Here is a 14,421-nt window from a genome sequence, read left to right as displayed (position 1 = left end):
CACCGACGCCGGCCTGATCGACGCCGTCCGCGCGATGGCCGCGCTTTCGCCTGCCGCGATGCGCCGCCGGCGCCGCGCCGCGCGAGCGCGCGCGATCGAGCGATTCGACGCGCGCCGCATGCTCGGCCGCTATTCGGACATCTACGCCGAACGCACGAACGGCGCGGTGCGTCTTCCCGATACGAACCTCGATGTCTCCGTCGTCATCCCCGTGCGCGACACGCCGGGCGCCTGGCTCGCCGAGTCGATCGAATCGGTACTGGCGCAGGGCGATTGCGAAGGACTCAATCCTCAATCCTCAATCCTCGATCCTCGTTTCGAGATCGTCCTCGTGGACGACGGCTCCACGCGCCCCGACACGCTCGCCGTGATCGACGCCGCCGCGCGCGATCCGCGCGTGCGCGTCATTCGTCAGACGCACGCCGGCGTCGGCGCGGCGCTCAACGCGGGCGTCCGGACCGCGCGGGCGGAGATCATCGCGCGGCACGACGCCGACGACGTCATGCTCCCCGGCCGCCTCGCGGCGCAGCTCGCGCGATTGCGGGCCGATCCCGATCTGGCGCTTGTCGCCGGGCAAATGATCGTCACCGATGCGGACGGCCGCGACATCCGCGAGCTTGCGCTCATCTTCGATCCCGCAACGCCGTTGACGCACCAGCCGTTCGCGATCGCACACCCCGCCGTGTGCGTGCGGCGCGCGGCTGTGCTCTCCGCCGGCGGCTACGGCGACGGCGCGGGGCAGGACCTGGATCTCTGGTGCCGCATGCAGCTTGCGGGCTTGCGGATGCTCGTCACGGCCGACCTTGTCACCCGCTACCGAACGCACCCCGCGCAGGTCACGGCAAGAAGCGACGCGGCCCGGCTCCGCGAGATCGTGCGCGGCCGCTACGAATCTCGTTTCGCCGCCGATCCACGCTTCTCCAACGCGATGAATGCCGCGCCGCGCGCGTCGGCCCGAGGTTGATATGAGCCTTCTCGCCACGCCATGCCATCCGGAGGCGACAAGCCTCGTCACGCTCGCGCAGGCGGGCGAATACATGCAGGCGCACCCCGACCGCGCGCTGTGGGACGACGTGCCCGGCGACACGGATACGGAGAAGGACGCCGCGCGCGAGGCGCTGCTTTCCGCCGCAAGCCGTATGGTCAGCCGCGCGCCGCTGCGTCATGGCCCGCTCTCCGAGGCGCTTGGCTGGCCAATCCGCCAGGCGTTCGACCTGCCCGTCGCGGGGCATCCCGTGCATCGCGGCGTCGCGGTCGAGGTCAATGGCGACACGCTCGCCGTGCCTTCCTTCGCGGGACTTGCGATCGCCGTCGGCGGCGCGCTGCGTTTCGCGGACGGAACGATTCTTCACATCACCGCGTTCGATGCGGCGACCGGCGAAATCGCCGTGGAGGGTACGTTCGACATCACGCTGCCCTCGCCGGTCTGGGCGATCGCGCCGTTGTCGCGCCTTGCGCGCGATGCCGTCTGCGAACAGGCCGCGTTTCTCGCGCGCGGGCCGAACCTTGCGCTTCTCGACGACGCCGCGCGCGCATCGATGCGCCGCGACGCCGGCCGGGCCGGCGGCACGCTCGCGCTGCGCGAACCGATGCCGTCCGCGGAGCTTGGATTTGCCGCGCGCCGTCTTTTGGCGCGCGCCGGGCTCATCAACGCGGGGCGCGCCGTCGAATCGGGGCGCGCGTGATGGCCGCCGTCACCGACGCGCTCGCCGAAATCGTCGCGCGCCTTGCCGCCATCCGCCGCGACGCGGGATACGCCACCGACGTGCGTCGCGCGATCGCCGGAAGTGTCGACGCGCCCGGCGACCTGCCCGTGCCGGCGCTGGCGGCTCGCGTCGTGACCGAGCGCGTGCGTCATCTGCCCGCGCGCTACCGAAAGCGCGAGGCGCGCGTGCTCGTCGGCGCGATCGCGCGCGCCGCCGCGGGCAAAAGCGCGGAAGACGCCGCGCGCGCGCTTCTCGAGGACGCCGACCGCGCGCTTTCGATCGATCCGACGCTCGGCGGGCGCGTCACCCGCGTGTCGCCCGGCGAGCGCCGCGTGTTCCCCTCGGGCGCGGGCGACACCGCGCGCGGCTTTCTCGTCGTCGAAATGATCCTCCACGAAACCGCGCCGGGCCCCGGCGAAGGAGACGCCCCGTGACGCACCCCAACCCGATTTTCGAATATCTCTTCGCCGCACGCGAATCCGCGTACGGCGTCGTGGCCGAGCCCGAATGGACGGGCGCTTTCTCGCATCTGCGCGCGTCGTTCACGCCGAGCCAGGAGCGCGCGGACCGCGAGGATCGCCACGGCAGCCGCGGCGTGGCCGAGCGCGTCTCGCGGCGGCGCCGCGTCGCGTGGGAGATCGACGCCTATCTGCTTGCGGGCGGCGCGGGACTTGTCCCGGCTCTCGATCCGGTTTTCGAGGCACTTGGCCTGGCGTCGAGCGTCTCGCAGCAAACGAGCGTGGGCGCGGGTTTTTCGCCGACCGATTCCGCGTGCCTTCTCGCGAACGCGTCCGCCGCGCCGGCCGGGTCGTTCGCCGGTTTCATGAATGCGGGCGAGTTGCACCTGCGCCGCGTCGCCGACAACGAGAACGGTGTCGTCACGCTCGCCTCCCCGTTGCCTTTCGTGTCACAAATCGGCGACACGGTGTACCCGGCCATCGCCTATCGCCCGACCGCGCGGCCGTCGGCGTCGTACACGCTGTGGCGCTACCTCGACGGCCTCGCATTCGCGTATCCGGGGTGCGTCGGCGAGATGTTGGAGGTGTCGGTTTCCGGCAGCCGCGAGGCGCGTGCGCGTGTCACCGGGCTTGGCGCCGACGAGATCTTCGCCGCGACGAACGCGCTCGCCGGCGGCGTCGATGCGGTGACGAGCGAGTTCCCCGTCACGCGGCCGGACGCGATCGAGCCCGGCGCGATCTTGCGGATCGACGACGAGATCGTGCGCGTCACCGAGACGACGGACGACGCGATCGTCGTTACGCGCGGCCACGCCGGCACCGCGCCGGCCGCGCATGCCGAGGGCGCGATCGTCTATCCGCCGATGCCCGCGCACGCGCCCGCGGGGCGACCGGTCGCCGGCATCGCGGGCCGCGTCGCGATCGGTGGCGAGACCTTCCACGTGACCGAGGCGAGCCTGGAATTGCGCGAGGGCGTGCGCCTGCGCGAGGTGTACGGGCGCGCGACGCCGAGCGGTTTCGCACATCCCGGCCGCCGCCGCGCGAGCCTTTCGCTGACGGGCTTTCTCGCGGACGACACCGCGGCGCGCCACGTCGCCGCGAAGAATTTTTCGCCGCTTTCGGTCGAGGTGCAGGCCGGCGTGTCGCCCGGCGGCACAATCGCGCTTTTCGTTCCGCGCTTTGAGCCGTCGATTCCGGAATTCGCCTCCGAGCCCGGCAAGGAAGTGCCGCTCACGCTCGACGGCGCGTGCCTGGAGTCGGACGGCGATGACGAGGTCTATCTGGTATTTGCGTAGGAAGTGCCGAGGGCCGCGTGTCGAATGGAATCGCCCCATCGCATTTCGGCGGTACACAGAGGGCGCGGAGAAGACACCGAGGACACGGAGAAAAAGATATCCATGTCCATCAGGTTCATGATGTCCATTTTGTCCATCGCGCATCCCGGCATGGAGCCGGTTTGCGATGTCAGGGCCGCAAACGCAGTCACCCCGGTCCAAGCGGGGTGACGGAGTGCGCGGTCGGCGCCGCGCCATCCCATCGCATGTCTAAGGAACACCCATGGCTGACTTCGTTTACAGCAAGGGCTACCTCGTGTCCGCGCCGTCGTCGGGTGACGCGGCGTTCGGCTGGGGCGACAAGATCAACCTGTATTTGCAGGGGTCCGAATCTGTCAACGATACCGTGAGCTTCATCGGCACGGACGGGCACCATTACGCGGCGTATGCGACAAACAACGATATCGTCGTGGTCAAGATCGCGGACAGCGGCGACCTGACGGCCATCGTCAACACGCTTGCGGGCTGGGCCACGGGCACGGGCGGGTTTTCGAGCGTCGCCTACGTTGACGATTACCTGTACCTCGTGCCGCGCGCCGCGCCGAATACGATCTGGCGCGTGCAGGTTTCGACGCTATCCGGCGACTCGACACCGGGCGGATGGGCCGCGTGGTTCACGGGCGGCGGCTCGACCACGTTCCCGTCCCTGACGGCGCTCGATATCGGCGGCACCGGATACCTGGGGATCGCGGTCGGCGACAACTCCGACGACTCCATGAAGGTTGCGGTTATGGACGTTCCGACGCAGACGTTCTACCTGCAACGGGAGGACGACGGCGGCGACGTGGCGTTCCCGAAGGACGCGCCGAACGCCTCGCCGCACCTGTACTGGTATCGGGGCCAGCGCGTCTATTGCAAATACAATATCGACGCCATCGCGGTGAGCGACTGGGAGCCGGACGTGTCGTATGGGCGCATTGACGATGCGTTCGACGACGACGACCTTGACGGCGCGGCGTGGCGCGAATCCGAAACCGGCAACATGACGGCGGACGCGACGTTTGACGAGACGGGCGGCGTTCTGGCGTTCGACGCGGACAGCTCCGCGCCGGGCGCGGGCGAAGCGCGCCTGACGAGCATCGCGTACATCCCCGGCCTGCACACGGTGCGGGTCGCCGTGGATATCAGCGCCATCCCCAGCGCGGGCGTGGGGGAAGATCGGTTCGTCGCGCTTGACCTCGTGAGTCCGGACGGGCTGACGCGCTACCGCGTGCGCGCGGGGAACCGCGACTCCGGCACGTTCGGCGGAACGCAGGACTACTACCTGCACGGCGAAGTGACCGAGGGCGGTGTCGTCGTTGACGAGCAATATCTGTATTTCACGGACGTTGCCGCAATGGACATCGCGGGCCTGTGGGTTGGGCGCTATTCGTCGGGAGGCGGCGGCGGGCGCACCGCGACGATGGGCAAGACCAAGGCATCGGACGGCCTCACGTCGTCGGTCCTGTCGTCAACGGCGGCGGCGGACGTGGATACGGCGCTTTCGCCCCGCGTGGTCGTCGGCGACAACAGCGGATCGGGCACGGGGACATGGACCGGCTCGTTTAGCGATTTCCTGCTGTTCATCGGGCCGGACGCCAACATGGACACCCCGCAGCAGGACATCGCCGCCGTGGGGTTGTCCGGGGCGCTCACGGGAGACGGGCGGCAAATCCTGTGCGGATTCGCCGACGACTCCGCGTTGATCCTGTATACGGACGAAACCGACGAAGGCGGCGGCACGAGCGAGGCCACGGCGACGGTCGGGGCGGCAGTCACGGACGCGGTTTGCAGCCCGATCACGTGCGCGACGATGGACACGACGGGCATCCGCGCGCTCATCGGCGGGACGGGCGGCGTGACGCAATATCAGCCGATTGACGGCGGCGGCAACGTCTATTCACTATCGAGCGTGCGGGACTACACCGGGGCTTACGATCACGCGCAGCCGCTTGTCGATACGGACGTGACGTGCCTTTCTTGGGCGAACATCGGCTTTTCCTACGGCACCTATTCGGATTACGTCGGCGCGGGATCGGGCGGCGCGGATGACGCCTACTACGGCACCGGCGCGCTGGGCGCGGACGGCGGCGGCGCGGGATTCATCCAGCCGGACTTCACCGCCCCTCTCGGATCGGGTGCGTGGGCCGAGGCGCGGCACGTCTCAGGAATGCGCAGGATTCGCTCAGGCGCGCTTCATCCAAATCCCGTGCCGTCGGACTACCTGCACGCGCATATCGAGCGCCGGTTGAACGGCGGGAGCTGGCAGCGGCTGAAGGAAAACGGATGGACGGCATACATCGGCGGCGGCTGGGATCACGATTCCGACATCGCGTTCGTTGACGATCCGCTGCTAGGATCGATGGGCACCGTGATCCAGGAGGACGACGCGCTCGCGCCCGGGCGATGGGAGTATCGCTTCGTCTATCACGACGAAGCCGGCAACGCGGGCGAACTCGCCGCCGCGACGGCTTACGGCGACGGCGCCGAATATCTCGACGCGCCGGCGATCGCGTCCGTCATCGCCAACGACGGCGACGCCGCGACAAGCGACGCGGGCGTGACGCTCGCGCTCGCGGCCAACAGCGGCGCGGCGAGCGGCGCCGTGACGCATCGCGTGTTTGAAGTGCGTTTGTGGGATGATGCCATGCTCGAAGCCGACGCCGTCTGGCGGCGCTATCGCGAGGGCGCGCGGTATCCCCACGTGCTTTCCGGCGGCGCGGGGCTGCGCACGATCTTCGCGCGCGCTCGCCACGTGAGCGAGGACGAAGGCGCCCCGGCGTCGGCGACGATTCAATATCAGCCGATCGACGCCGAACCTGCCGCGGCCGCCGGTCCCGAGCGCGTGATGATCTGTTTCGGGCGCGAGCCGATCGAGGGCGTGAACTTTTCGAGCGACGCACCGGGGGTCATCTCGGCGACGAGCGAGGACGCGGATTTTCCCGCGGCGAACGCGGCGCAGGGCGATCTCTCGACGCCGTGGAAGTCCGACGGCGTGGGGCTCGCGATTCTGGAGGGCGGCGGCGTCACGTTTCAGACGGAGCTGCGCTTCGCGTTTCCGCTCGGCGTCAACATCGAGGCCGCGGCGCTCGCCGGGCACAACCTGCCGATGATGGCCGACCTCGCGGCGCGCGCCGGCGGCTCGATGCGCGTGTATCTCGAAGGCGCGGCGGACGCCGGTTTCACCACAAGCGTGTTTTCCGTCGATCTGACGGCGATCGCGCGCGCGAAGATCGTCGCGCACCGGCCGGGCACAAGCCGGCCGCACTGGCGTTTCCGGTTTCGTCTCGAGGACGTCGACCCGAACACGATCGAATATCTGCTTTCGCACAAGATCCGCGAGCCGTGGACGATCGGCCGCGCGATCCTGAACGAGTCCGCGCTCTGCTATCGCCCGCCGTACAACCACGACGAACGCGCGCGCGTGACGCACCACGATCCCTCGACGATCGTGCAGACGCTCGGCCAGGCGCGCCGCGTCGTGGTGCGCGAGCCATACCGCGTCGTGGAGATGCGCTTTTCGGACGTGCCCGCGGCCCAGGTGCCGGCGTTCGAGACGGTCTGGCGGCGGCAGCGCGCCGCGCGGCCGGTGCTCGTGCTGCTTGAGCCCGAGCGCGTCGCCGCCGGCCTTGCCGCGCCGGCGGAAGAAGACGCGGACGCGATCTCGCGCTCGGTCGTGTACGGCTACCTGGACGAGTCGATGTCGGTCGCCGCGTCGGGCTTCGCGCATCACGATGTGACGCTCGTGGTGCAGGAGGCGAATGGATGAGCAAGATTGAGGATCGGCTGGTCAGGGCCGCAAACGGAGGTCACGCCGCAGGCGTGACGGAGTGCGCGGTCGGTGACGCCAGGCATCGCCGGGTACACTCGCGCCGGGTTGGTCATGGCCGCAAACGGAGGTCACGCCGCAGGCGTGACGGAGTGCGCGGTCGGTGACGCCAGCCATCGCCGGGTATATGCGCGCCGAGCGAGCCGGACTGGCGAATGAAGGCCGCGGCGATGCCGGGGCGGTGTCAACCGCGCACTGCGTCACCCCGCCGCGGCGGGGTGACATTCGTTTGCGGCCCTGACGGGCGAAGGTGCACGGTCGGTGAAGGCCGCGGCGATGCCGGGGCGATGTCAACCGCGCACTCCGTCACCCCGCCGGGGCGGGGTGACATTCGTTTGCGGCCCTGACGGGCGAATGGACCCCCATCGATGTACTCACAAATGAACAATCCCAACCTCACCACCTACAACGTCCTTGTCCGCATCCCCGTGACGATCGGGGGGCTGGTGCGCGTGACGCACAAATGGGCGCTCGTGCATCGCACGCACGTCGAGGACGGGCTGGACGATTCCCTCCGCGGCGTGTGGCGCGGGGTGATGCGCGTGACGTCTTTTCGGCGCTCGCTCGGCGTTCTGACCGAGGCGAATCTCGTCGCGCCGAGCCTGCGTCTTTCGATCGCGCGCGACGACGCCGGCGCGGGCCTGTCGGACGACGACGTGCGGCGCCTGCGCGATCACGATTTTCTCGTGGGGCAGCGCGTCGAGGTGTATCTGCTGACCCAGGAGCATCCGCGGCCCGGCGAGGCGAGCCTTTTTCACGTCGGGCGCGTCGATCGCGGCGATGTGGAGATCGGCCCGGACGAGGTGGTCATCACGTGCCGCGACCGCTTCGCCATCGAGGACCGCGAGCTTGCGCGCGAGCGCTTCGCGGACGTGGCGTCGATGGATCCGCGCGCGGCCGGGAGACCGGTGCCGATCCTGTTCGGCGCGTGGGACCGCGAGGCGTCGGACTGGTGGATTCCCGCGACGATCGTTGACACCGCGCTCGGCTCCGACACGCGGCGACTGCGTTGCCGGCTCGCGCGGCCGGGGCGATACGGCCTCGCGTCGTTCGGCGCGCGCGCGCGCTGGCTCGACGCCGACGGCCGCGACAAACGCGACGAGACGGGATATCGCGAGTTGCCGATCGTCGTCATCGACGCGGGCAAGGGAATATTCGAGCTTGCGGGCAGCGACTTCGCGACGATCGAGCGGCGCTTCGCGGAAGGCGACCGCGTCGTGGTCGATCGGCCGCGCGGCGAAATCGACGCGGGCGGAAAGCTGATCGAGCGGCCCGCGGACATCGTCCGCCACCTGCTCACCGATCCGGATATCGGCATGGACGTGCCCGAGGCGGACATCGACGATGCGAGCTTCGACGCGGCGAACGCGATCGCGGATCTTTACGGCTATCGCGCGCGCGCGTACCTCGACGAAGAGACAACGGTGATCGGCGTCATCGAGGAGATCGGCCGCGCGTTTGCGATGAAGCTCGCCGTCCGGCGCGGCCGATACGCGATCGTGCTTGTCGGCGCGGGGGAGCCGGGCGCGGCGGTTTCGCATGTCGCCGACGACGCGACGATCATCGACCTGCGTGAGTGGAACGATCGCCATCGCGACGGCACGGATCGCGTGGAGATCGTCTATCGCAAACGGCCCGACGACGGCGCGATGACGCGCGCGCGGCTTGTCGATCCGCCGGGAGGGTTCGGCCCGGCGCGGCGCGTGGAGTCGTCGTGGATCTACGACGACGAGACGGCCGCCGCGGTTGGCGCGAACTGGGCGCTCGCGTTCGGCGGCGTGCTGCGTTCGGTGCGTCTGACGGCGGATCATCATCTGCTGGCCGCGCAGGTCGGCGAGCCGATCGAGCTGCGCGCGGGCGGGGTCACGCAGACGTTTCAGATCGTCGAGACGAATCACGTGCTCGAGCCGCCGGTGCGCGTGGAGCTCGATCTCATCACCGCCGCGGAAGCCGCGCCCGCGGGCCGATGGTCCGCGGACGCGGGCGAGCCCGTGCCGCTTCCCCATGGCGGCGGGACGATGCCGGCTGACTGGGCCGCCGCGAGCGACAATCAACGCCAGCACCTTTCGTTCTGGAGCGACGAGGACGGCGAGATGCCGGATGGTTCGGCGGGGAAGGTGTGGGGACGGTGAATCAGTGACGAGTGACGAGTGACGAGTAACGAGTGGAATCGCAGAATCGCATCTCGACGGAACACGGAGAGCACGGAGGAGACACGGAGAACACGGAGATAAAAACATTGGAACCGCGACCGTGAGGGAGCGGATCCGGAAATTCTCGATGCTGACCGCTGACCGCTCATTGCCGACCGCTGATCGCCGATTTCAGGAGCAGAAACGAAGCGCGACAACGCGCCTCGCGATTCCTCTCAATCCTCAATCCTCAATCCTCGATCCTCAAACTTGGAGACACCCATGGCTTCCTGGACCGATTCTTCCGGCCTCAAGTACGCGCACATGCTGACGCCGGCGCTATGGACGCCGACGCGGCAATCGTTCGCGGCGCGCGTGATCGAGAACCTGAAGTTCTTCCGCAGCGTCAAGTCCGATTTCGTGCGCGGCGCTTCCGACACGCAAACGGGCAACGAGAACGACGGCGGGTTCATCCTGCACGTCGCGGCGTCGACGCCGACAGGAAGCGCGGGCAGCTACCGCACGCTCGCGGACAAGGACGACTACGCCGGCACGCTCGCGGGCGAGGGATTCCTGAACCGCTACGTCACCGCGATCGGCTCGTTCATGTTTCTGGATTCGCCGGCGAACGCGCTGCCCGGCGGATCGAACGAGGGGCTTTTGATCTCGAACCTCGCGGGAAGCGACGGCGGCGACGTCAAACCGCTTTTCGGCACGTGGTACACCGGGCTCGGCGCGTCGCGGCCGATCTCCGGCGGCTCCACGCGCGTGTTCCAGAAATCGGGCACGTACAACGGCGGCGCGGACAACTACGACCTCGCGTTTTTCGCCGGCGCGACCGGCTCGGAGGACGACGGGCGATTCGTGGTCTACGAAAACGCGCCGCACGGCGTGGCGTTGCAGGCGCTGTTCGTGTTCAGCCCGCGGTTCGAGCAATCGTGAGGATCGAGGATTGAGGATTGAGGATTGAGTGTCTGTCATCCTGAGCGCAGCGAAGGATCTCGCTGTCTGACCACGGAGATCCTTCGCTTCGCTCAGGATGACGTCTTGGCGGGGTGACGTTTTTTCGTTCTTCGCGTGCTTTGCGTTTTTGCGGTGAAAAATAAAAAAGGAGTCTTCATGCAGATCGCCCGGCTTCGACTCGACACGCCAATTCCCTACGTGCCCGCGTTCGGCGGGGAGCGCGAGCGCGCCGCGCGCGGCGATCTGGACGTGCTGACGTTTCACCTTCGGCCGATGACGGTCGCCGAGTACGACGAGCTTGGCGAGCTGTTTCGCGAGTCGCGCGAGGACGACGGGCGCATCGCGCTTACGCTCGATCCGGAGGTTGCGCGGCGCGTTCTCGCGCGGCACGTGGTGGGTATAGAAAATCTCGACGCGGGCGGCGAGGCGGTGACCGACGGCTCGGCTCTCGCCGATTTGCGCGAGCGCGTGTCCGCGTCGTGCGCGCCGCTGTTTCTGGAGGTGCTCGCGGCGATCCGCGACATCTCCACGCTTTCGGAGGGCGAAAGAAAAAACTGCTGACGGCGGCGCGTGTCGTGTCGGACGCGCGGCTCGATTGCCGCGGGTGCGATGCGGGAGTGCGTCGCCTTCGGAATTGCGACGGCGTGTCGAACCCTGCGTATCGCGTGGTGGCCGGCGGCGAGGTGCTGACGCGCTGCCCGGTGGCGTGCGTTTCGCCGCTGTCAAACGCGATCCTTCGCACGCACCGCCGTGCGGCGATTTTCGGCGCGGCGTCGCTTGGCGAGATCGGGGCGATGCCGGAGTTGCTCGCGCAGGGGTTGGAGGCGCTGGCGGGGGCCGGCGATAAGGTTTGATCCGCCGATTACGCCGATGGCGCCGATTCCATCGCAGGTTTCACCGCGAAGACGCAAAGAACGCAGAGGGGAACACGGTCATGCCCTTTACCATCAACATCGAAAACGACGGCGCGGCGGGCGCGGCGGAGGGCCTGCGCGACTTGCAGGGCGAGCTTGACGCGACGCGCGACCGGCTGCGCGAGATCAACGACGAATCGCTGCGTCACGGGTTTGAGCTGCGGCGGTTTTCGGCGGAACTTTTGCGCAGCGAGCAGGAGGCCGCCGCGGCGCGCGCGGCGATGACGCGCGAGAGCTTCGAGCGGTGGATCGGCCACGCGGCGCACGCGAGCGACTTCACCAGGCGCGCGTTCGGATCGACGTTCGCGGCGCTCGGGCAGGGGATCGCGAACGAGCTGGTGGACGGCACGAACGACTGGCGGCGGTCGTTGCAAGGCGTGCTGCGTCAGATGATCGCACTCACCGCGCAGATGGTCGTCATGCGCACGCTGATGAGCGCGCTGACGGGAGGCGTCGCGGGCTGGAGCGGATTTTTCCACGAGGGCGGGCGCGTGATGCACGCGGGCGGCCGGATGCACGCGGGCGGGGCGCTTCGCGCGCACGCGGGGATGTCGCTTGCCGACGACGAGGTGCCGATCGTCGCTCAACGCGGCGAGTTCATTTTGCGGCGGCGGGCGGTGGATGCGATCGGCCGTGACGTGCTCGCGCGCGCGAATCGGGCGGCGGGCGGCGGAAGCGATGCGGGCGACCGTGCGATTGCGCCGGCCGACGCGCGCGGATCGGCGGCGCCGGTGTTCAACATTTCCGTAACCGTGGCGGGCGAGACGAACGCGCCGGCGCTCGCGCGCAAGATCGGCCCGGAGATCGTGAATTATCTTCGCGCGGAACGGGCGCGCGGGATGACGGGGTGGTGAGGGGGAGGCGAATCGGGAATTGGGAATTGCGAATTGGGAATGGAATCGCAGGGATCGCATTCGGCGGTACACCGAGGACACGGGGAAGACACCGAGGACACGGGGGATGCCGAATTGGGAATTGGGAATGGAATCGCAAGGATCGCATTCGGCGGTACAGGGAATCGCAATAAAAGCGGGCCGGCGGCCCGCGGTCCCAGGAGGATAACGCCCGATCAGCAGCCGCAGGCGGAGTCGTTTTTATCGTCGCCGGGCGGGTATTGGAAGTTTTCGTCGCCGTCGGGGTCGTCGGGATTGATGGGCGACGTGCCGCCGTCGTCATCCGAGCCGTTGTCGTCATCGCCGTCATCATCATCGTTCCCGCCATCGTCGTCGTTCCCACCATCGTCGTCGCCGCCGTCGTCGTCACCCCAATCGTCATCCCAGCCATCGTCGTCGTCATCATCGTCATCGTCGTCGTCGTCGGCGTCGTCGTCGTCCCCGCCGGTGAGCGTGGCGAAGATCTTCACGTCATCGTAGTCCGTGTCGCCGCCGGCGGTGATCGTGAGGCGGAAGGTGTACGTGCCCTCCACGTCGGGCACGAAACCGGGTTCGGGCGTATTGGCGTAGAGGAGTTGCGTATCCGGGCCGAAGATCTGCGTCCAGAACCAGGACTCGATGAGATCGTCCGGGTCGGACGATCCGCGGCCGTCGAGCAGCACGTCGTCGCCGACCTTCACCGTTCGATTCTTCCCTGCTTGCGCGACCGGCGGCTCGTTCGTCCCCTGGTAACGCAGCACCGCGCCGCCGTCGCCCGCGGCGTAGCCGAGGGTGCGGTCCTGAAAATCCATTCCCAGGATCGGCGCGCCGGGCGTGACGTTCGCGAACGTGAACGTGTCGGCGCCGTCCCTTGATTCGAGCACGTAGCCGATCATGTCGGCGCCTTTTTTCGCGGCGCCGACGATGTAGGCGAGCTTGCTTGTGAGATACACGATGTCGGCCGCGTCGTAGGTCGTGCCGCCCGAGGGACCGGTCGTGGGGAGCTGCGATTTTTGCCAGCTCGCGCCGCCGTCCCAGGTTCGGTAGACGGTGAACGCGGCCATGCCCGAGGCGTCCTCGTCCGTGACGACAAGGCCGAAACGCTCGTCGAGCCAATCGGTGAGAAGAACGGTGCCCGCGGTGGTCTGGAATTTCGGCGTGGACCACGTCCAGCCGGAGTCGGTCGTTTTCCAGACGGCGCCCATCGTCGCGGTGACGGCGGGTGGCGCACCGGCGAGCGCGGCCTGGATGCGCGCGCGCGGATCGGTGAGCCAGGCGGATACCTCGCGCACGCGTTCGATGCGCGCGATCGCCTCTTCGGTCGATTGGGGCGGCGTCGTCGCGAGCCTGACGTCGTCGGAGCCGTTGCCGGCGAGGAAAGCGACGTTCGCGCCGACGAAATCGAAATCGGTGTAGTTCGCGTTTTCGCCGAACGGGCCGTAGATGCGCTCCCAGTTGATCGTGTTGTTGTAGGACGCGACGATGATCCCGCCGGTGCCGAGTCCCCAGATGCGTTCGGCGGTGGTGTATTCGACGCGGAAGAACCCGCCGAAGATATCGCCCTGGAAGTAGGCTTCGTCGATCGTCGAACCCTCGTTGAGCGCGCGCCAGATGACGGGCCGGTAGAGCAGCAGGCACGCCTCGCAATAGGGGAACGGGAAGAGGATGGAGCACGACGCGGGGACGCCGCCGCCGCCAATCGCGCCGGTGGTGCCGTTCCAGAAATCGACGGCGTCCATCGAGCTGAACGCGTGGGCGAAGGCGCAGAGATTGGCGTAGGACTGATCGACCTGCGGCGTGAAGGTGGACCCGGCGTTGCGGCTGATCCACGCCCGTTCCTCGTGGAAGAGGCCCTTTTCGTTGACACCGACGGTGTAGAGCTTCGTGCCGCTCATGAAGGCGACGTCGCGGTATGTCGCGCCGTCGGGCTTGGCGTAGGCGCGCACGGCGAAGGCGCCGGAGGCGTGGGAAGACGAGGCGAAGAAGAGCAACGCAAAGGCGCAAAGGAACGCAAAGAGCGCGGGGGTCGAACGGCGCATGAGGCGGATGGACAGGATGGACCGAATGGACATTATGGACACGCGCCGACGCCGGGGCAGTATCGACCGCGCACTTCGCTGCGCTTCGTTTGCGGCCCTGACATTGCGAAGGCGGTGATGCCGGGGCGGTATCGACCGCGCACTTCGCTGCGCTTCGTTTGCGGCCCTGACATTGCGAAGGCGGTGATGCCGGGG

Annotated in this window: 11 protein-coding genes; 10 read left to right on the top strand and 1 reads right to left on the bottom strand. The window is 68.3% G+C overall.

Translation table 11 applies throughout. From position 1 onward, the window contains the following. From K8I61_13970 to K8I61_13925, 10 genes are all read left to right on the top strand, one after another. A partial coding sequence (locus tag K8I61_13970; GenBank protein ID MBZ0273140.1) for a glycosyltransferase occupies positions 1-964 on the top strand: 964 nt, incomplete at its 5' end. Between the two features lies 1 nt (position 965). Further along, on the top strand, positions 966-1,685 hold the full coding sequence (locus tag K8I61_13965; GenBank protein MBZ0273139.1) for a hypothetical protein: 720 nt from the start codon (positions 966-968) through the stop codon (positions 1,683-1,685). Continuing rightward, the gene (locus K8I61_13960; GenBank protein ID MBZ0273138.1) at positions 1,685-2,140 is read left to right on the top strand and encodes a hypothetical protein; all 456 of its coding nucleotides are present in this window, start codon (positions 1,685-1,687) and stop codon (positions 2,138-2,140) included. Before K8I61_13965 ends, K8I61_13960 begins: the two co-directional genes overlap by 1 nt. Then, a complete protein-coding gene (locus K8I61_13955; protein ID MBZ0273137.1) occupies positions 2,137-3,459 on the top strand; it encodes a hypothetical protein in 1,323 nt (440 codons plus the stop codon). The genes K8I61_13960 and K8I61_13955 overlap by 4 nt, the downstream gene beginning before the upstream one ends. Positions 3,460-3,721: 262 nt before the next feature. Beyond that, positions 3,722-7,246: a hypothetical protein gene (locus K8I61_13950; protein MBZ0273136.1), complete on the top strand. Its 3,525-nt coding sequence runs from the start codon at positions 3,722-3,724 to the stop codon at positions 7,244-7,246. 440 nt (positions 7,247-7,686) lie between these two features. Beyond that, the gene (locus K8I61_13945) at positions 7,687-9,438 is read left to right on the top strand and encodes a hypothetical protein (protein MBZ0273135.1); all 1,752 of its coding nucleotides are present in this window, start codon (positions 7,687-7,689) and stop codon (positions 9,436-9,438) included. A gap of 282 nt (positions 9,439-9,720) precedes the next feature. Continuing rightward, complete coding sequence (locus K8I61_13940; protein ID MBZ0273134.1) at positions 9,721-10,380, top strand: hypothetical protein; 660 nt, start codon at positions 9,721-9,723, stop codon at positions 10,378-10,380. A 177-nt stretch (positions 10,381-10,557) separates the two neighbouring features. Continuing rightward, on the top strand, positions 10,558-10,962 hold the full coding sequence (locus K8I61_13935) for a hypothetical protein (GenBank protein MBZ0273133.1): 405 nt from the start codon (positions 10,558-10,560) through the stop codon (positions 10,960-10,962). A gap of 56 nt (positions 10,963-11,018) precedes the next feature. Then, positions 11,019-11,255: a hypothetical protein gene (locus tag K8I61_13930; GenBank protein ID MBZ0273132.1), complete on the top strand. Its 237-nt coding sequence runs from the start codon at positions 11,019-11,021 to the stop codon at positions 11,253-11,255. An 80-nt stretch (positions 11,256-11,335) separates the two neighbouring features. Continuing rightward, positions 11,336-12,169, top strand: coding sequence for a hypothetical protein (locus tag K8I61_13925; protein MBZ0273131.1), 834 nt, complete (start codon positions 11,336-11,338; stop codon positions 12,167-12,169). 215 nt (positions 12,170-12,384) lie between these two features. Here the strand turns inward: K8I61_13925 and K8I61_13920 are convergent, their stop codons facing one another. Then, complete coding sequence (locus K8I61_13920) at positions 12,385-14,259, bottom strand: hypothetical protein (protein MBZ0273130.1); 1,875 nt, start codon at positions 14,257-14,259, stop codon at positions 12,385-12,387. Positions 14,260-14,421: the final 162 nt, after the last annotated feature.

Source organism: bacterium (genome assembly GCA_019912885.1).
Taxonomy (GTDB): domain Bacteria; phylum Lernaellota; class Lernaellaia; order JACKCT01; family JACKCT01; genus JAIOHV01.
Note: the sequence above shows the minus strand (reverse complement) of the source record. Positions and strands in the feature narration are given on the sequence as shown.